Origin of the sequence: Streptomyces tateyamensis (assembly GCF_003205575.1) — a bacterium.
Taxonomy (GTDB): domain Bacteria; phylum Actinomycetota; class Actinomycetes; order Streptomycetales; family Streptomycetaceae; genus Kitasatospora; species Kitasatospora tateyamensis.
Genome location: NZ_PYBW01000122.1, coordinates 24,432 through 42,089 on the forward strand (window position 1 = coordinate 24,432; position 17,658 = coordinate 42,089).

The 17,658-nt window shown below is 73.2% G+C and carries 15 protein-coding genes and 2 riboswitches; of the genes, 7 read left to right on the forward strand and 8 right to left on the reverse strand.

The annotated features are described in order from the left end of the window. Window positions 1-32: 32 nt before the first annotated feature. The 4 genes from C7C46_RS27630 to nicT all read right to left on the reverse strand — a co-directional run bounded on the left by C7C46_RS27630 (window position 33) and on the right by nicT (window position 5,326). The gene (locus tag C7C46_RS27630) at window positions 33-1,373 is read right to left on the reverse strand and encodes a tetratricopeptide repeat protein (protein WP_110672650.1); all 1,341 of its coding nucleotides are present in this window, start codon (window positions 1,371-1,373) and stop codon (window positions 33-35) included. A gap of 3 nt (window positions 1,374-1,376) precedes the next feature. Continuing rightward, complete coding sequence (locus C7C46_RS27635; RefSeq protein ID WP_245985037.1) at window positions 1,377-2,207, reverse strand: class F sortase; 831 nt, start codon at window positions 2,205-2,207, stop codon at window positions 1,377-1,379. After that, window positions 2,204-3,886 (reverse strand): DUF4331 domain-containing protein, encoded by a 1,683-nt coding sequence (locus C7C46_RS27640; RefSeq protein WP_110672651.1) that lies wholly within the window; start codon window positions 3,884-3,886, stop codon window positions 2,204-2,206. The genes C7C46_RS27635 and C7C46_RS27640 overlap by 4 nt, the downstream gene beginning before the upstream one ends. 291 nt (window positions 3,887-4,177) lie before the next feature. After that, on the reverse strand, window positions 4,178-5,326 hold the full coding sequence (gene nicT, locus C7C46_RS27645) for a Nickel transporter NicT (RefSeq protein ID WP_245985038.1): 1,149 nt from the start codon (window positions 5,324-5,326) through the stop codon (window positions 4,178-4,180). 485 nt (window positions 5,327-5,811) lie between these two features. On the opposite strand from nicT, the gene C7C46_RS27650 reads away from it, so the two are divergent. Together C7C46_RS27650 and C7C46_RS27655 are read left to right on the forward strand one after the other, a co-directional pair. Next, window positions 5,812-7,566, forward strand: coding sequence for a nickel/cobalt transporter (locus C7C46_RS27650; protein ID WP_110672652.1), 1,755 nt, complete (start codon window positions 5,812-5,814; stop codon window positions 7,564-7,566). A gap of 17 nt (window positions 7,567-7,583) precedes the next feature. After that, entirely contained in the window at window positions 7,584-7,919 is a 336-nt protein-coding gene (locus C7C46_RS27655) for a hypothetical protein (RefSeq protein ID WP_110672653.1), read from the forward strand. 149 nt (window positions 7,920-8,068) lie between these two features. On the opposite strand, the gene C7C46_RS27660 is transcribed toward C7C46_RS27655, so the two are convergent. Both C7C46_RS27660 and C7C46_RS27665 read right to left on the reverse strand, forming a co-directional pair. Continuing rightward, window positions 8,069-8,278, reverse strand: a complete 210-nt coding sequence (locus C7C46_RS27660) for a cold-shock protein (protein WP_110672654.1) — start codon at window positions 8,276-8,278, stop codon at window positions 8,069-8,071. Between the two features lie 167 nt (window positions 8,279-8,445). Next, window positions 8,446-9,297: an LLM class flavin-dependent oxidoreductase gene (locus C7C46_RS27665; protein WP_110672655.1), complete on the reverse strand. Its 852-nt coding sequence runs from the start codon at window positions 9,295-9,297 to the stop codon at window positions 8,446-8,448. A 134-nt stretch (window positions 9,298-9,431) separates the two neighbouring features. On the opposite strand from C7C46_RS27665, the gene C7C46_RS27670 reads away from it, so the two are divergent. After that, window positions 9,432-9,854, forward strand: a complete 423-nt coding sequence (locus C7C46_RS27670) for a MarR family winged helix-turn-helix transcriptional regulator (protein ID WP_110672656.1) — start codon at window positions 9,432-9,434, stop codon at window positions 9,852-9,854. A gap of 141 nt (window positions 9,855-9,995) precedes the next feature. Here C7C46_RS27670 and C7C46_RS36850 read toward each other — a convergent pair whose 3' ends face one another. Together C7C46_RS36850 and C7C46_RS27680 are read right to left on the reverse strand one after the other, a co-directional pair. After that, a complete protein-coding gene (locus tag C7C46_RS36850; RefSeq protein ID WP_146259226.1) occupies window positions 9,996-10,973 on the reverse strand; it encodes a LysM peptidoglycan-binding domain-containing protein in 978 nt (325 codons plus the stop codon). 5 nt (window positions 10,974-10,978) lie between these two features. Further along, a riboswitch (cyclic di-AMP (ydaO/yuaA leader) is annotated at window positions 10,979-11,100 on the reverse strand. Between the two features lie 264 nt (window positions 11,101-11,364). Then, the gene (locus C7C46_RS27680; protein ID WP_110672667.1) at window positions 11,365-12,717 is read right to left on the reverse strand and encodes a serine hydrolase domain-containing protein; all 1,353 of its coding nucleotides are present in this window, start codon (window positions 12,715-12,717) and stop codon (window positions 11,365-11,367) included. Window positions 12,718-12,963: 246 nt separating this feature from the next. Between C7C46_RS27680 and C7C46_RS27685 the strand changes: the two genes are divergently transcribed. The 4 genes from C7C46_RS27685 (at window position 12,964) to C7C46_RS27705 (ending at window position 17,315) form a co-directional block, all read left to right on the forward strand. Further along, complete coding sequence (locus C7C46_RS27685) at window positions 12,964-13,734, forward strand: SAM-dependent methyltransferase (RefSeq protein WP_245985041.1); 771 nt, start codon at window positions 12,964-12,966, stop codon at window positions 13,732-13,734. A 95-nt stretch (window positions 13,735-13,829) separates the two neighbouring features. Next, a complete protein-coding gene (locus C7C46_RS27690; protein WP_110672657.1) occupies window positions 13,830-14,753 on the forward strand; it encodes a pseudouridine synthase in 924 nt (307 codons plus the stop codon). 109 nt (window positions 14,754-14,862) lie between these two features. After that, a riboswitch (cyclic di-AMP (ydaO/yuaA leader) is annotated at window positions 14,863-15,037 on the forward strand. Between the two features lie 101 nt (window positions 15,038-15,138). Continuing rightward, on the forward strand, window positions 15,139-16,584 hold the full coding sequence (locus C7C46_RS35365; RefSeq protein ID WP_245985047.1) for a glycoside hydrolase family 16 protein: 1,446 nt from the start codon (window positions 15,139-15,141) through the stop codon (window positions 16,582-16,584). Window positions 16,585-16,637: 53 nt separating this feature from the next. Then, window positions 16,638-17,315, forward strand: coding sequence for a pyridoxine/pyridoxamine 5'-phosphate oxidase (locus C7C46_RS27705; protein WP_245985044.1), 678 nt, complete (start codon window positions 16,638-16,640; stop codon window positions 17,313-17,315). The last annotated feature ends 343 nt before the right edge of the window (window positions 17,316-17,658 follow it).

Consider the following 17,658-nt stretch of genomic DNA (forward strand, 5'->3'; position numbering starts at 1 on the left):
CGGCGCCTGCGGGTCCCGGCTGCCGAAGCGGCTCAGCGTCGCGCTGCCAAGTCGGCCAGTACTGCTGCGGCTTCGGGTGCGTGCACCGGGTGGAAGCCGGGGTTGACGGCCAGGGCGGCGGTGAGGTCGGCGCGTTGCGCATCCGGGTTGCCCAGGGCGCCCTGGATCATCGCCCGGTGGTAGTGGAAGAGCGCGTTGCGGGTGCCGAGGGCGAGGGCTTGGTCGGCCTCGGCGAGAGCCTCGCGGTCGTGGCCGCTGGCGTGCAGGGCCCAGGCGAGGGCGTCGTGGGTGTCGAGGAAGGGACGGGTGGTCAGGCCGGTCCGGGCCAGGGCCACTGCCTGTTCGGGGCTGCCGTGCTCGGCTTCGAAGAGGGCGGCGTCCGCGTCGGGTGCGACGCCGTTGTCGGTGAAGAGCTTCTGTTCGGCGCGGAACAGCTGGTACTGCCGGTCGGCCTCCTGGGAGCGGCCGGTGGCGCGGTAGAGGTCGCCGAGCTGGAGGACGTACTCGGGCAGCGGCAGGCGCTGCGTGGCGGTGTTCAGGTCCGCGGCCGCGGCGTCGTTGTCGCCCAGGGCTTCTTCGGCCATGGCTTTGGCCTGGAGCAGGGGGGTGTAGCCGGGGCTGGCGGTCAGGCCGGCCGCGGCCTCGCGCAGGGCGGCCGCGGGGTCGGCCCGGTTGAGGGCGAGTTGGGACAGGTAGTAGCGGGTGAAGGCCTGGTCGGCGGGGCCGGTGGCGTCCTGGAGGGCGCGGCGCATGTCCTCCTCGGCGGTGGCGGGGTCGCCGTGCAGTTCGGCGATGTAGGAGGCCCGCGCCAGTGAGGGGGTGCCGGGGTGCAGGTCGACCATGTGCTGGACGGCGGCTGCGGCTTCGTCGTACCGGCCGAGCTGGGTCAGGGCGTCGGAGAGCGTTCCGTACAGGGCGCTGTTGTACGGGTTGACGGCGACGGCGCGCTTCGCCCAGTCGAGTGCTTGAGTGAAGTTGTGGCGGCCGTTCTCCAGGGCGGCCATGCCGCCCATCGCGGTGAAGTTGTCCTCGGGTTGCTGGGCGAGCGAGCGTTGCAGGACTTCTTCGGCCTTGGGGTAGTAGGTGGGGTCGGCGGTGTTCTTGGCCTGTTGGACGTAGTCCAGCCCGAGGGCGGCCAGGGCGCCGGGATCCTGCGGCTGTCGGCGCAGTTGCTCCTGCAGGGCGGCGACGGAGCGGGCCAGCGGGTCGCCGCCCGCGGAGCGGCTTTCCTGCGGAGCGGGCGCCGGGTTGGCGGTGGTGTCGGTCCACGGTGCCAGCCCGAGGGCCCCGGCCAGGAACAACGAGACGCCGAGTGCGGCGGTCACCGCCGCCGACCGGACGGTGGGGCGGAGGGAGCGGCGGCGCGTGCGCATGGTTCAGTTCCCGCTTCGGTCGGTCGAGGCTGAAGGTGAGGCTGAGGCTGAGGGCGAGGCTGAAGGTGAGGGTGAAGCTAAGGCTGAAGCTGACGGTGAAGGTGTGGGCGAAGGGGTGGGCGAAGGGGTGGTGGCGAGGGTCGCGTAGACGACGAGGTTGTCGCGGTACTCGTGCTGCTGCCGGTCGTAGCTGCCGCCGCAGGTGATCAGGCGCAGCTGCGGCGCTCCGGTGGTGGCGTAGACGTCGGCGTCGGGGAAAGCGCCCTTGTCGTACTGGCGTAGCGCCTGCACGGTGAAGCCGACCCGAACGTGGTCCGCGCGTTCGATGCTGACCTCGTCCCCCGGGCGCAGGGCGTACAGCCCGGCGAAGGCGCCGGGACCGGTCAGGGAGTCGAGGTGGCCGACGAAGACGGCCGCTCCGGGATCGCCCGGGCGGGGCCCGTCGCTCCACCAGCCGACCTGTCCAGGATCCTGCGGTGCGGCCAGGTGGCCGTCCGGTTGGACCTGAAGGTCGGTCAGGGCGCTGTCTATGCCGATACCGGGGATGCGTATGCGCGTCGGGGCCGGGGTCGGGGCCGCCACCGGTACGGCGACGGCTGGGGCCGTCCCCGCGGCGGGGGGCAGGGTGCCGATCCTGGTGGCGGCGGGCGTCCGGGAGTGGGCCGTCGATGACTGGCCGGCTCCGAGCAGGCCGTCGGCTCCGGCGCCGGCCAGTGCCATCCCCGCGGCGACGGCCAGCAGCGCGGCAGCCCTGTACCGCCCTGTCGCACGGCGCGGCGGCCGGCCGCCCTCCGGGGTGGAGGACGGCCGGCCGCGCTTGACGAAGCGGATCACGCCCGGTTGGCGCGCCGGCGGCGCAGGGCCAGGAACCCGGCGCCGGCCAGGGCGGCGCCGCCGCCCAGAGCGGCAGCGGCCACGACCGGGGTGCCGTGCCCGCCGACGGCCAGGCCGCCGAAGCCGGCGCCGATGCCGCCGCCGGGGTGGACGGAGTCGGCCTGGTTGACCGCGGCGGTGTTGGGCAGCGCGACGTAGGGGAAGGTCGCGCCGGGCTGGCGGTAGGGGCTGTCCACGCCGTCGCCGGCCGCGAGCGCGGGCACGATCTTCCCGGTCTGCGCGGCGCCTTCGAGGGCCTGCAGCTCGATGTCGACGACGTCGTCGTTGAGGCGGCGGCCGTTGGGGTAGCCCTGCAGGTCCCCGCCCAGCACGCCCAGCCGGTTGGGCTGCTCGGTCACGGGCACGGCCATGTTCAGGCGCAGCTCCTCGGCCGGGGTGAACGCGGCCTTGTTGACGTCGGCGTTGAGGAGCTGGGAGTTGAGGTCGGCCTGGATCGGGCCGCCGGAGTTCTTCGAGATCCCGGTCAGGAAGATCTCCACCAGGTCGTTGCGCGGCGTCGCCGGGGCGGGGATGCCGTAGATGCTCTGGACGAGCTTGGGGACGATGGGGTCCTTGACCTTGTCGACCACCGGGGTGACGGTGTGGTCGTCCGCGGGTGCGAGCGCGTTGAACGCGTCCTTGTACTTCAGCGGCACGACGACCTCGTTGACCAGCGGGTTGCCCAGGCGCGAGACCTGGTGCCAGCCGCCCTCGCCGCCCTTGTCCTTGGCCGGCTCGTGCCCCTTGGCCTCGCCGCCCTTGCCCTCGCCGCCCTTGTCGCCGCCGTTGGTGCGGGAGTCGGCGACCACGGCGCCCTTGCGGTCGGTGGTGGACCAGACGCCGATCACCGGGTTGCGCGTCGGGTCGCCCTTGAGCGCCAGGTCCTTCTTGGGTACCTGCAGCGCGACGGTGTTGACGTTGTACCCGGCGAGCGTGTTGTGGCCGCTCTCCTTGAGGTTGCCGCCGTACAGCAGGTCGAAGACCCGAAGGTCGAGGAAGAACGGGTCGGAGGCCTGGCCGGCGAAGCTCTGCCCGCCGCCCGCGAGCGGCACGACGGCCTGCTGGCGCAGCGAGGCGTAGTCGGGCATGGACGCCTTGCCGACGTTGGACGGCGCCACCGGCATGTCCTGGAGCAGCGTCTTGCAGTTCCCGTTCGAGTCGGTGGCCGTCAGGGTGTAGGTCTGACGGAAGTTCAGGTTCGGGTCGTCGAGCGTCTTGACCACGCCGGTGTTGTAGAGGAACTGGTTGGCGTCGTCGCGGATGTGGTCGCCGAAGGTCCAGGTGTAGGTGGTGTCGGGCTTGCCGTCGCCGTCACTGTCGATCTTGATGTTGTAGTGGGCGTCAGTGGCGAACGGGTAGAAGTTCGGGCCGCCGTTGGGCTCCTCGAACGGGATCCAGTTCGCCACCAGCGTCACCATGTCCGGCTTGTCGGGACTGGTGAAGGCGTAGACGTCGGTGTTGTCGGCCTTCGGGTCGCCCGCGATCAGCGGGGCCTCGCGGTGGCTGGAGGCGGCGCTGACCCCGGGGGTCAGGCCGGTAAGGGCGCCGGCGGCGGCCAGTGCGGCGGCCCCCAGAACGGCGAGGGTCCGCTCGGCCGTGCGGGCCGAGGAGGTGCGGCGGGACAAGCGAGGAGGCTGCATCTGCCATCCGATTCCGGTGTGGGCCGCCGGCGTGCAGGCGCGGCGGCTGGGGAGGGGGACACGCTTCACGTCACACACGGATCCGCAGAGGCCCGGCAACAGGTGCTCGGAGGTCTGACATTCCGTCCGAAAAGCGACGTAAGCTACTCATAAGCCACCACGGAACCGGACAGGTACGCCACGCGGGTCGGCCGACCGGGGCAGCAGGAGGCGGCACACGGGTGACGGGTGCGGCGCGCCGCGACTCCGCGACCCCGCGGTCAGCGGCCGGCTCGGCGGGCTTGGCCGGCCCTACGCCGGTTCGTCGTGCTCGGGACGGCTGCCCGGGTTCCACCGCTGCTCGATCCGGGCGTACTTGAACACCAGCAGCGCGACGGCCCACACCGCGGCGAACAGGGCGACGACCGCGAACCCGACCGTGTTGAGGTCCAGCGCGCCGATCCAGCGCCAGAAGCCGCCGCGCAGGCCCAGCTCGCCGGCGAGCAGGGCCAGCAGCTCGACGGTGCCGATGACCAGCGCGACGGCGACCGACAGTCCGGTGACGGTCAGGTTGTAGTAGATCTTGCGGACCGGCTTGGAGAACGCCCAGCCGTAGGCGAAGTTCATGAACGAGCCGTCGAGGGTGTCCAGCAGCGACATCCCCGCCGCGAACAGCACCGGCAGGCACAGGATCGCGTACCAGGGCAGACCGCCGGCGGCCCCGGACCCGGCCAGCACCAGCAGCGCGACCTCGGTGGCGGTGTCGAAGCCGAGACCGAAGAGCAGCCCGACCGGGTACATCTGCCAGGGCGCGTCGATCGACCTCACCACCCGCCCCAGCAGGCGGTTCATCAGCCCGCGCCGGTCCAGTTGCTCCTCAAGGGCCGCCTCGTCCAGACCTCCCGACCTGATCTGGCGCCGCACCCGCCAGATCCCGGCCAGGGCGACCAGGTTGATCGCGGCGATCACGTACAGGAACGTCCCCGAGACGGCCGTTCCCACCAGGCCGGTGATCCTGTGCAGCGAGGAGGAGTCGTCCTGCAGCGGTCCGGCCAGGGACTTGACGCCGACAGCGAGCAGGACGGTCAGCGCGAAGACGACGCTGGAGTGGCCCAGGGAGAACCAGAAGCCCACCGACAGCGGTCGGCTCCCGCGCCCCATCAGCTTGCGGGTCGTGTTGTCGATCGCCGCGATGTGGTCGGCGTCGAAGGCGTGCCGCATGCCCAGCGCATAGGCCGTCACTCCGATGCCGATCCCGAAGGAGGGCCCCGCGACGGTGCGGTGGTGCGGCGCCAGTACCGCGACGAGGAGCGTCCAACCGATGACGTGCAGGGCCGCGATGAAGGCGAACATGGCGGCGAACCGCCGCCATTCCGCCCGCGTCATGAGCGCTTTCAGGCGCCGGCGGCGGCGCTCCGGCTCCGGGAGGGTGGGCGAGGTGGGAGGGGCGGTGACAGCCATGGGCGCTCTTCCTTCGTCCGCGTCGGCCGCAAGCAGCAAGCGCTGCTCAGAGTCCCTACCTGCAAAGTATGTGCAGCTAGGAGCTCTCACCAGGTGCAAGTGGTCTGTCTGAGGGGCGCTCAGAAGCTTGCACCGGCGGCCTGGCCGCCCGTGCGCCCCGCACCGGCAGCGGGCACCCAGGTGCCGCCCGGGGCAAGCAGCTGACGCGCAGTCAGCCGATCGGCGGTCGGCCGTGGGCCGCGCGGGTGATCTGCCGCACCCGTCCGGCCCGCCCAGGGTGACCCGGCGCACCACAGCGGCCATCGTCCTTCAAGGAACCCTCGAACCGATCGGTGGGCTTCGCCCCGACAAGCCGCACGTGTGCACACACCACCGCCCACGGGCCGCCGTTGCCCTGGCACGACGGCCCAGACCGGCCCCGACCGGCGCAGCCGCGTGTCGGTGCCACCCGGGTCGTGCACCTGCGCTGCCGTGAAAGGCACGACATGACACAGCGCCACATCCTGGTCAGAGCAGCGGCAGTGGCCGCCGGCAGCGTGTGGATGCTTGCCGCCACGGCGTCCCAGGCGCAGGCCCACCCGCTGGGCAACTTCTCCGTCAACCACTACACCGGGCTCATCCTGCGACCCGACCGCATCGAGGCCCTGACGGTCACCGACACCGCCGAGATCCCCACCCTGCAGGACGCCCCGCACGTGGACACCGACGGCGATGGCACCGCCAGCACCTCCGAGCGCTCCGCCTGGGCCCGCGCGAGGTGTGACGAGGCGGCCGAGCACCTCGCCGTCACCGCCGCACAGCGGCTGCGCTTCACCGTCGACTCCGCGGCCTTCGACTACCAGAGCGGCCAGGCCGGCATGCGCACCAGCCGCCTCGAGTGCCGCCTGTCCGCACCGGCCGACCTGACCGCGGGCCCGGTGGCCCTGCACGTGGACACCGGAGTCGACGCCACACGCGTCGGCTGGAACGAGATCACCGCCCGCGGGGAGGGCGTCCGCCTGGACCACTCGACCGTCCCTGCCACCTCGGCCACCGACGAACTGCGCAGCTACCCCCGCGACCTGCTCTCCGAGCCCCGCGGCGACGTGCACGCCGAACTCACCGCACAGCCCGGATCCGGATCGGACCAGGGGCCGGCCGCCGTACCGCCGGGCGCGCAGGGCGGGCCGACCGCCTGGCTGGAGAGCCTGTCCAAGCGCCTGAGCGCGCTCAGCGCCGTACGCCACCTCACCTGGCCGGTCGGTGTGCTCGCCGTACTGCTGTCGATCGTGCTGGGCGCGGGCCACGCCCTGCTTCCCGGCCACGGCAAGACCGTCATGGCCGCCTACCTCGCCGGCCGGCGAGGCCGAACCCGCGACGCCCTCACGGTCGGCGCCACCGTCACGCTCACCCACACCGCCGGCGTCCTGGTCATCGGACTGTGCCTGACCGCGTTCTCCGCCCTCGCCGGCGACCTGCTGCTGAACTGGCTGGGCGTCGCCAGCGGCACCCTGGTCGCGCTCGTCGGCGCAGGCCTGCTCCTCGACGCCGCCCGCCGCTCACGCCGGCACACGGCACACCACCATCACGAGTCCGCTGCCCCGCCGCCGCCCGCCGCAGAACCCGAACTGGTCGGCGCGGCAGCCACGCCCACCGCGACAGCCCTCGACGCGACCGGCGCCCCCACCGACCGTCACGTCCTGCACCACCACGACCACCCGCACCCGCAGCGTCATCACGACCACCACCATGACCACGAGCATGACCACGAGCACGAGCACGACCACCACCACGAGCACGTCGACGGGCAGCCGCACGACCACAGCCCCCAGGACGGCCACGGCCACCCGCACGGCCACGGCCACGGCCACGGACACAGCCACGGACTGTTCGGACGCCACCACACCCACGGTCCCGCCGACGCCAAGCCCTACAGCAACCGCGCCCTGGTCGGCCTGGGCATCGCCGGCGGCCTGGTCCCCAGCCCCTCGGCGCTGGTCGTCCTCCTGGGCGCCGTCGCGCTCGGCCGCACCGCCTTCGGCGCCACGCTCGTCCTCGCCTACGGGCTCGGCATGGCCGCCACCCTCACCGCCGTCGGACTGCTCCTCGTACGCATCGGCGACCAGCTCGGCACGCTCGTCGACCGGCCGGGCCTGCGCACCGTGCGCCGACTCCTCCCGCACGCCGCCCTCCTGACGGCGCTGCTGGTCCTCGTCGTCGGCCTGGGCCTGATCGCCCGCAGCCTGCCCCTCGTCCTGTGAAGAACCGGGAACCCCTCATGACACCACGTCGCCTCCTGCCCCTGGCCGCCCTGCTCGCGACCGCCGCCCTCACCGCCTGCGGCGCCTCCTCCGAGGGTGCGCTCGACACCCAGGCCAACACCCCCGCCCCGACCTGCCTGGTCCACCAGACGAAGAACCCGGCCCAGCGCTACACACCCGGCACCGGCGCCGACACACTCGCCGTCCTGGACCTGATGCGCTACTACACCGCCAACGGCACCAAGCCCTACTGCGACGGCCGACCCCCCACCACCACCGACAAGCGCTGGACGCAGCTGTACACCTCACTCGGTGGCGCCCCCGCCCACCTCGCGCTCCCGTCGCCCTCCTGACGCTGCTTCACCACCTCCACGATCGGCCGTAGCTCCCTGGAGGCGGGGTCGTCGGTCCGGGCGCAGATGCTGCGCAACGCCCACCGTCCAGGGCTCCGTCCCACTGACCGACTGGTCGGGGGGCGGAGCCCTTCGCCGATGCCCCGGCATCACGCCTGGCGGACGACGTTCTCCGCCTGGGGGCCCTTCGGGCCCTGCACGACGTCGTACTCGACGGCGTCGCCCTCGAACAGCTCCTTGTAGCCGCTCGACTGCTGGATCGCCGAGAAATGGACGAACACGTCCGCCCCGCCGTCATCCTGCTGGATGAACCCGAACCCCTTGTCAGCGTTGAACCACTTCACCACGCCGGTTGCCATCGGTACGAATCTCTCCTTCGGCGCCGCGACACGAGCGCCATTTTGGGGCCACGGCAGCCCACTGCTGCCTGCTCCGCCTTCTATTACTCCCCACGGAGTGGATCTTCAAGCATCGGCACACCGGGCGCTCGCCAACCGCTCCTGCCGACCACTGAGCTGACGGCCTCTCAGCGCCTCAGGCCGCCGAGCAGATCGCTGTGGATCCAGTCCAGGGCGTCCAGCAGCTGGTGCGGGTCCAGCGGCAGCCAGAGCGCGACCATCGACAGGCCCGCCCCGCGCAGCCGGTCGAGCGCGTCCAGCACCTGCCCGGCGCGCGCGCCCGGGTCGGCCAGCGGGCGCAGCGGCGGCGGCAGCGGGCCGGCGGGGGTGAAGCCGGGCGGCACCAAGGCGCAGACGGCGGACAGGGTCAGCTCGGCCGGGTCCCGGTCGAGCTCCTCGCCGAGCACCTCCAGGCGGGCCCGCACCTGCCGCACGTCGTGTTCGTCCACCCCGCTGCCGTGCCAGCCGGCGCCGAACCGCAGCGTCCGGCGCAGCGCGGCGTCGCTGCGCCCGCCGACCCACACGGGCGGGCCGCCCTCGGTCCGCGGCCGGACCGCCGACGCGCCGTCGGCAGCCCAGTGTTCACGCAGGGCGGCCAGGCACTGGTCGGTACGGCGGCCGCGCTCGTGCACGTCCAGGCCGAGGGCGGCGAACTCGCCCGGATCGCCGCCGGTGCCGACGCCCAGGGTGAACCGGCCGCCGGACAGCACGTCGAGAGTGGCCGCCTGGTTGGCCAGCAGCAGCGGGTGGCGGTAGGGGAGCACCAGGACGCTGCTGGCCAGCCGGATCCGCGAGGTGGCGCCGGCCACGGCGGCGAGCAGGGTGAGCGGGTCCAGGCCGGCGCCGTCGGTGCGCAGCACGTGGTCGTCGGCGGTCAGGTAGTGCAGGCCGAGCTGTTCGGCGCGCAACGCGGTACGCAGCGCCATCGCGCCACCGGCGGCCGGCCAGCGGGGTGGCGCGAGCGAGATGCCCAGCTGCATGAGGGGTGCCGCCTCTCGGTGTGGCCTGCGCTCACGCAGAACGCTACGGCCTCCCGGCGGCGCCGAGGCCCTACGGCGCACCGGGCGGCTATGTTGTAGTCGGCAACCAGTTGGCCGCAGGCGAGGAGGGCCCCGTGTCCGGCCGAGACGCGTCGATCGAGACCATCCAGCGCGAGCTGACCGCCTTCGCCCGGCGGGCGCGGCACAAGGCCTCGCAACTGCACCCGGAGCTGTCGCTGGTGATGTACAGCATGCTCGACCTGCTGACCGAGCGCGGCGGCTGCCGGGCGGCCGACCTGGCCGCCTACTTCATGCTCGACAAGTCCACGGTGAGCCGGCAGGTGCGCGACCTGGAGCAACTCGGCTACGCCGCGCGCGAGGTGGACCCGGAGGACCACCGCGGGCAGATCCTTCGCCCGACCGAGGCGGGCCTGGCGCTGCTGCGCGAGGCGAACGAGATGCGCCGGGCGGCCTTCACCGAGCGGTTCGCGGACTGGTCCGACCAGGACATGGCCAAGCTCGCCGAGTACCTGGTCCGGTACGGCGAGTCCGAGTAGCCGGCCGGCCGGCCGAAGCCGCGGGCCCGGACCGGCGAAACGCCGAACGGGCGCCGCGACCGCAGTCGCAGCGCCCGTCCGGACACCTACCGGGAGTTGACCCCTACCGGGAGTCGACCCCTACTGGGAGCTGATCCCGGCTCAGTACGCCGAGTGGCTCTGCCAGAACGACCAGGCGGCGTTCGGGCTGCCGTAGGTCTCGTTCATGTACTGCAGCGCCCAGCGGATCTGGGTGGCCGGGTTGGTGGCCCAGTCCGAGCCCGCGGAGGCCATCTTGTTGCCGGGCAGGGCCTGCGGCAGGCCGTAGGCACCGGAGCTCGGGTTGGTGGCGGTGATGTTCCAGCCGCTCTCGTGGGTGATGATCTGCTCGAACGAGGCCAGCTGGTCGGCCGGGACGATCGAGGCGGCCAGCGCCTTGAGCGAGGCCTCCGAGTTGTTCGCCGGCGCCGCGACGACGCTGGTGGTGGTGGTCTTGGTGCTGGTGGAGTTGGTGCTCAGCTGGTTGCGGTTGGCCGAACGGCTCGCGGCCTGGTTGTTGCTGCTGGAGCTGCCCGCGTCCGAGGCCTTGGTGGACGACTTGCTCGTCGAGGAGGACGAGTTGGTCGACGGCGCGCTCTGCTGCTGGGCCGGAGCCGGAGCCGGCTTCGGGGCGGGGGCCGGGGCCGGGGCCGGGGCCGGGGCCGGGGCGGCCTGGGCGGTGGTGCCGGAGAGCACCAGGTGCTGGCCCGGGTAGATCAGGTTCGGGCCGGAGGTCAGCACCGACTTGTTCAGGTCGTACAGCTTCTGCCAGCCGCCCTGCACGTTGTGCGAAGCGGCGATCTTCGACAGCCAGTCACCCTTGACCACGGTGTAGCCGGCCGGCGCGGCAGCCGGCTGGGCGGCAGCGGCCGGGGCGGCGGGCGCGGCCGGAGCAGCCTGCGGCGCGGCGGCGGCCACGGTGTGCACCGGGGCGGCAGCCAGCGTGTGGACCGGGGCGGCCTGGTGCGCCGGGGCGGCGGAGGCGCCGGTGGCGGCGATCACGGGCAGGCCCGCACCGACGCCGGCCACGACGGCGGCGGCGACGACGCGCTTGAGGGTGCTACGGCTGGGCAGGCTGGGACGACCGTTGACGGACATCATGATGAGCTTTTCCTCTCCCACGCCTGCGAGGTGAGCTGTCGGATTCGGGCTGGAGTTGCCCGGCCGCGCTAGCGCGGCTTCACCCCAAGCCCCGCCCGGACGGATCCGGGTGGGGCGACTTACCTGTGGTTCCCCCGCTCCTGCCGCGGTGCTGTGAAGGCACGTGCTCGCTCGTCCCGGCGGCAGGACTCGGCGTTCCGGAGAGCGAGGTTCGTGTGAGGACGAACGAGAAGCACCGTAAGCGGGTCGGAGGTCCTATCACAAGGTGATGTGAGGTGTCTCATGTTCCGGCTCAAAGATCGATAACGATCCGGTCGCCGTGTTTGACGCTCCGTCAGGCCGACGGTGGGACACGTGACCCGGCTCACATTCCGGCCGCCCCGGCCGTGGCCTACATGGCCTGCCAGCCCGCCTCGGCCACCCCGCCCGGCACCGCCTCGGCCGGCCCGTACGGCTGCCGGGTCAGCACGAAACTGCCCACGTCCAGATGGTCGACCGAGCCGTCGGTCGCCGGCACCACGCGCAGCGGCTCGCCCGCGTAGTAGCCGTCCAGGCCGGTCCAGGTGCCGTCCGGCTCGGGGCGGAACCGGGAGGTGCGGGCCGAGCCGGTCAGCTCGACCAGCTCCAGGTGGCGGTCGGCGCCCAGCTTCAGCGCCAGCGGCGTCGGCCCCCAGTACCAGGGCCCGGTCAGGGCCAGCAGCGCCGGATCGATCTGCGGCAGCGGGCGCCACGGCGGCGGGAAGGCGGGCTCGCGCTCGGCCACGATGCCGATCAGGTCGGCGGCGACGGTGGACGGGTTCGCACCGGCGGTGACGTTGGCCAGCGTGACCGCCGCCACGTCGTCGGCCGGGCTGAACCAGAGAGCGGCCAGGAAGCCGGGCATCGAGCCGCTGTGGCCCACCAGCAGCCGCCCGCCCCGGCGCACCGACTGCAGGCCCAGCCCGTAGCAGGAAGCCCACTCCTCGTCCGGTGCCACGGCCGGGCGGCGCATCTCGGCCAGGGTCTCGGCGGACAGCACCTTCGCGTGGCCGCCGGTCAGGAACGCGGCCCACCGGCACAGGTCGGCGGCCGTCGACCAGAGCTGGCCGGCCGGCGCCATCGCCCCGGTGTCGACGAGCGGCTCGGGCAGCATCACGTCCGCCCACGGGTGCACCGCGAAGCCGCCCGCGTGCGGGGCCTGCGGCAGCAGGGTGGTGCGGTGCATGCCGAGCGGCTCCAGCACCTCCTGGCGCAGCACCTCGCCCCACGGCTGCCGGCGCAGCCGCTCCACCAGCGCACCGAGCAGCGCGTAACCGGGATTCGAGTAGTGGAACCGCTCCCCGGCAGGGTGGCGGAACGGCTGGTCCTCCAGCAGGTCGGACAGCTCCGGGCGAAGCGTCCCCGGAGTCCGCTCCCACCAGGGCCCGGGCGTCTCGGAGGAGAGCCCCGCCGCGTGGCACAGCAGCTCGCGGATGCTGGCCCGCCCGGCGGCGGTGCCGGGCAGGTGCTGCTCCAGCGGGTCCGCCAGGTCCACCAGGCCCTCGTCACGCAGCCGCAGCACCAGCACGGCGGCGAAGGTCTTGGAGACCGAACCGATCCGGTACTGCACGTCGGCGTCCGGCGCATGCCCGTCGATCATGCTGCGCGCGCCGGACCACACCGTCCGCCCGCCGCGCACCACCGCGCCCACCATCGACGGCGTCCGCCCCCGCGCCTGACCCACCGCCAGCCGGTGCAGCAGCGCTCGCCGGGTCTCGGGCAGCAGTGCCCCGGGCAGCAGATCCGGCTGCGAACCCGCGCCGAAAGGCAGCAACTCGTCCGACAGGTCGGGCATCTGATCTCGCATTCGTTCAGCGGGAGGTGGCCGGAACCCCGACCATACCCGGCGTTGACCTGCGGGGCTCGGGAATTCGGCGGGGACACCAGAGCGGCCTCAGGGCGGCCGGTTATGCTTCCCGAACCCGCCGGTCGGGCGGGTACACGGGGCGAGGGGGCAGTGGTGCAGTACGAGGTGACGGACCTTCAGAGCGATCGACCGCACCCGGCGCGGATCTACGACTACTGGCTCGGCGGCAAGGACAACTTCCCGCCGGACCGGGAGGCGGCCGAGCAGGCGATCGGGGTGTCGGCCGACATCCCGGCCGCGGCGCGGGAGAACCGGGCCTTCCTGCAGCGGGCGGTGCGGCTGCTGGCCGAGGCGGGGATCCGGCAGTTCGTCGACATCGGCGCCGGGCTGCCCTCGCCGGGGAACGTGCACGAGGTGGCCCAGGCCGTCGACCCGGCCAGCCGGGTGGTGTACGTGGACAACGACCCCATCGTGCTCACCCACGGCCGGGCGCTGCTCGCGGACAACCGCAGCACCACCGTGTTCAGCGGTGACGTGCGCAAGCTGGACGAGCTCTTCGAGCACCCGGAACTCCAGGCGCTGGTGGACTTCGCGCAGCCGGTCGGGATGCTGCTGGTCGCGGTGCTGCACTTCGTCACGGACGAGGAGGCGCAGCGCGCGGTGGCCCAGGTGCTGGAGAAGGTGGCGCCCGGCAGCTACCTGGTGATCTCCAACAGCACCCACGAGGGCAACCCCGAGCGGGCTGCCGCGGCGGCGAAGACCTGGGACAAGACCGCCACCCCGATCCAGCTGCGGACCCGCGCCCAGGTGGCCGAGCTGCTGGCGGGTTGGGAGGTGCTGGAGCCGGGCGTGGAGTTCGTGCCGCTGTGGCGCCCGGACGGCTCGACCGAGGGCACCACCCGGTGGATGTACGCGGCGGTGGCCCGCAAGGCCTGAGCTGCTCGGGCCTCGGGAGGGCTGGCCTGTCCGGGAGGTCCTGCCGGGCCGCGGACGCCGTCGGTGCTGCCGGTGCCGTCGGTAGGGTGGCCCGAATGAGACGCAGGACGAAGCCCGCCGCACCCCTGCCGCAGCGGTACGGCGTGGACCCGGTGCGGATCAGGCTGCCGCAGGACGAGGGCGGGCAGTGGGCGACGGTCGGCCAGTACCTGGCGCACAGGCTCCCGGACGGCGCGGGCGAGCGGCTGGCCCAGATGCTGCGCGCGGGCGAGATCCTCGGGCCCGACGGTCCGATCGACGCCGCCACCGCGTACCGGGCCGGCGACAGCGTCTGGTTCCACCGCGACCTGCCCGCAGAGCCGCCGGTCCCGTTCCCGATCCCCGTGGTGCACCGGGACCAGAACATCCTGGTGGTCGACAAGCCGCACTTCCTCGCCACCACCCCGCGCGGCAGCCACGTGGTGCAGACCGTGCTGTCCCGGCTGCGCCACGAGCTCGCGCTGCCCGAGCTGAGCCCCGCCCACCGCCTGGACCGCCTGACCGCCGGCCTGGTGCTCCTCGTCATCCGTCCCGAGGCGCGCGGCGCCTACCAGACGCTGTTCCGCGACCGCCGAGTGCGCAAGGAGTACCGGGCCGTGGCCCGCTTCGACCCGCAGCTCGCGCTGCCCCGCACGGTGCGCAGCCGGATCGTCAAGGAACGCGGAGTGATCGCCGCCCGCGAGGAGCCCGGTCCGGTCAACGCGGAGAGCCGGATCGAGCTGCTGGCGCACCGCGATGGACTGGGCCTCTACCGCCTGTCGCCGCACACCGGACGCACCCACCAGCTGCGCCTGCACATGCACACACTCGGCCTACCGATCATGAACGATCCGGTGTACCCGGAGGTGCTGCCGCCCGCCGACCCGCAGGACTTCCGCCACCCGCTCCAACTGCTCGCCGCCCGGCTGGAGTTCACCGACCCGTTGACCGGCCGTGAACTGCGGCTGAGCTCCGGGCGCACACTGGAGGCATGGGTGTGAGCTGCGCCATAACGGGCTGCCCCGACTTGTCCGGGCCGGGACGCCTGCCTAGCCTGCTCCCGTCGCTCGCGGCTCGCGAGCACCGCCGGTGGGACGCCGAGTCCCGTCCACCCGCCGACGGCCGACCCAGCAACGACACGGACGGGAGCGGGGGAACCAGGTAAGCGCCTGGCTTCGCGCTCCCGTGCGCGCGGTCCGGCTAGGGGTGAAGCCGCTCCCACAGGCGGCCGGGCTACTCGGCCCGAACCCGACAGCTCACCTCGCAGGCGTCGTAGAGGACCCTGCCATGCGCGTACCGCTCAATGGCCGACACCGGACCCGCGGCACCCACCGTGCCGCCGGTCGGCCCGTCTATCCCGCGTTGCCCACCTTGCCGCCGTTGCCCGTGCGGGCCGGTGCCGTCGCCGGTGCCGCCGTGATCGCGCTCACCGCCCTGGCCAGCGGGCAGGCCGACGCCGGGACGCCGCGCGTCGTCCAGGACCGGCTCACGCCCAGCACCTTCACCGCCGGCGCGCCGACCGCCGCCTCGCTGACCCTGCACTCCGCCACCTGCCTGACCGCGCGCAGCGTCGGGGTGGCCGTGCGGGGTGCGGGCGGGGCGAACCTCGACTTCCCGCAGGCGGCGAGCGGGGTGCGGATCTGCTCGGACGGCGTGCACCTGACGACGGGAGCGCGCACGCTGCCCGCCGGGACGTACCGGGAGTTCGGGTACTGGCAGGACTCGGGCGGGCGGTACCACAACCTGCCCGCGCAGATACTGACGGTTCGTCAGGCGCCGGCGGCTCCTGCGACCACGCCTGCTCCGGCGGCCACGCCGAGTGCTGCGCCGGCGACGCCTGCTCCTGCGCCGACGACGCCTACTCCTGCTTCTACTCCGACTCCGACGGCTTCGGCGCCTTCGGATCCGTCGACGCCGACCCTCCCGCCGAGCTCGACGGCCACGCCGTCCGCCGGGTCGTCGTCCAGCCCGCTTGCCAGTCCTTCGGCCACCCCCTCGCCCGCGGCGAGCGCCACGGCCAGCCCGTTCGCGCGGCCCACGCCCACGCCCACGCCTACGCCGTTCCCGACGTCGACCCCGACCGCCACCGGTGGCTCGCTCGCCACCTGGGCCGAGTACTTCGCGGGCGAGAACGTGCCGCTCGGCAGCTGGACCGGTTGCTCGGCCAACGGCCCCGTCCAGACCAGCCACTGCACCGGCCTGCCCGCGGCCGTGGACGCCAAGTGGTGGGCGTACCCGAGCGGCTGGAAGGACACCTCGAAGAACGGCACCTACGACCCCGCCCGCACCCTGTCGATCGCCAACGGGCAGCTCAACATGCACCTGAGCCGCGACAGCGCGGGCACCTGGGTGGCCGCGCCGCTGCCCAAGCTCCCCGGCGCGGTGGGCAAGGACGGCGGCGTGCAGTACGGCAAGTTCGAGATCACCTGGAAGGCCACCTCGGCGGCCGGTTTCAAGACGGCCTTCCTGCTCTGGCCGGACGGCGACGTGTGGCCGCAGAACGGTGAGATCGACTTCCCCGAGGGCAGCCTGACCGGCGACGTCTCCGCCTACATGCACCGCCAGGGCGCCACCTCCGGCTCCGACCAGGACGCCTACGAGACCTCGGTGGCCGAAGCCGGCGCCTGGCACGTCAGCACCATCGACTGGGAGCCGAACAGCCTGACCTTCTCGCTGGACGGCAAGGTGATCGGCCACTCCACCAGCCGGATCCCCTCCGGACCGATGCACTGGGTGCTCCAGGCCGAGACCGCCACCAGCGGGGCCGGCCCCGCCGTGGGCAGCTCGGCGGACATCAGCATCGCCGCGGTGAAGTACTGGAAGGCGGGCTGACCAACTCCTCCCGCGCGGGCCGGTTCGCCGCGCCCGCGTGGGAGGATCACCGCATGCCGGACCCCGTGAACCAGGACGAGCTCGCCCAGCTGCGCGAGCTGTTGATCTCCCGGCCCCCGATGGCCCGCCCGCTGCCCGCCTTCGAGGCGGCCGAGGCGCCCGAGCGGCCCGGCGAGCTGTTCGTGAGCTGGCTGCTGGGGGCGCTGCGGGCCGGGGTGCCGGACGCGCAGACGATGGTGCTCTCCACGGCCGGGCCCGACGCCCGGGTGGTGGTGCTGCGCGAGGTGGACCCGGCCGAGGGACGCTGGTGGTTCGCCGGGGACGCGCACAGCCCCAAGGGGCGCGAGCTGGCGGGGGACCCGCGGGCGGCGCTCACCTTCTACTGGCCCGCCCTGGGCCGCCAGGTGCGGGTGCGCGGTGCGGTGGAGCTGGGCGAGCCGGCCGGTACCGCGGCGGCGTTCCGCCTGCTCAGCCCGAACTCGCGCATCGCCGCCCTGGTCGGCCGGCAGAGCGAGCCGCTGGCCGACCCCGACGAGTTCAGCACCGCCTGGGCGAACGCCGCCGAGCGGCTGGCTGCCGACCCCGACCTGGTGCCCGAGGGCTACACCCGCTACGCGGTCCGGGCGGCGGAGGTGGAGTTCTGGCAGGGCGCGGCCGACCGGCGCCACGTCCGACTGCACTATCGCCGCACCGACTCCCACGGCTGGCGGCGCGAACTGACCTGGCCCTGAACAGGATCCGTGTGGCGCGGGCCACCGAAGGCCCGAAATCTGACGCTCGGTGATGTGCTGCTGGCGGCCTGTCCACCGTTTCGGGGTGGATTGCGGTGGTCTCGGTCACAGCGGGCTCCCTCTGGAGCGACCGGAATGCCGATTTTGCGGTGGTTCAGACCACTGTGGGGCGCTGGGTTTCCGCGGGTAACGGGGGCTGGCCTGCGGCGTTCCCGAAACGGTTGATACCGGACACCTGGGTCCGTACGTTCGATCTCAGCGCAGCAAGCGCAACCCGGGATCACGCACTGTCCGGCCTGTTGGCTGTGGTTCCGTGCGCTCATCGGGACCTTGTCGAGAGGGA

What these genes read in the sequence shown, in the direction of transcription:
- C7C46_RS27630 (WP_110672650.1), bottom strand. Translation starts at nt 1,373, where the DNA reads ATGCGCACGCGCCGCCGCTCCCTCCGCCCCACCGTCCGGTCGGCGGCG.
- C7C46_RS27640 (WP_110672651.1), bottom strand. Translation starts at nt 3,886, where the DNA reads ATGCAGCCTCCTCGCTTGTCCCGCCGCACCTCCTCGGCCCGCACGGCC.
- nicT (WP_245985038.1), bottom strand. Translation starts at nt 5,326, where the DNA reads ATGGCTGTCACCGCCCCTCCCACCTCGCCCACCCTCCCGGAGCCGGAG.
- C7C46_RS27650 (WP_110672652.1), top strand. Translation starts at nt 5,812, where the DNA reads ATGACACAGCGCCACATCCTGGTCAGAGCAGCGGCAGTGGCCGCCGGC.
- C7C46_RS27655 (WP_110672653.1), top strand. Translation starts at nt 7,584, where the DNA reads ATGACACCACGTCGCCTCCTGCCCCTGGCCGCCCTGCTCGCGACCGCC.
- C7C46_RS27660 (WP_110672654.1), bottom strand. Translation starts at nt 8,278, where the DNA reads ATGGCAACCGGCGTGGTGAAGTGGTTCAACGCTGACAAGGGGTTCGGG.
- C7C46_RS27665 (WP_110672655.1), bottom strand. Translation starts at nt 9,297, where the DNA reads ATGCAGCTGGGCATCTCGCTCGCGCCACCCCGCTGGCCGGCCGCCGGT.
- C7C46_RS36850 (WP_146259226.1), bottom strand. Translation starts at nt 10,973, where the DNA reads ATGATGTCCGTCAACGGTCGTCCCAGCCTGCCCAGCCGTAGCACCCTC.
- C7C46_RS27690 (WP_110672657.1), top strand. Translation starts at nt 13,830, where the DNA reads ATGAGACGCAGGACGAAGCCCGCCGCACCCCTGCCGCAGCGGTACGGC.
- C7C46_RS27705 (WP_245985044.1), top strand. Translation starts at nt 16,638, where the DNA reads ATGCCGGACCCCGTGAACCAGGACGAGCTCGCCCAGCTGCGCGAGCTG.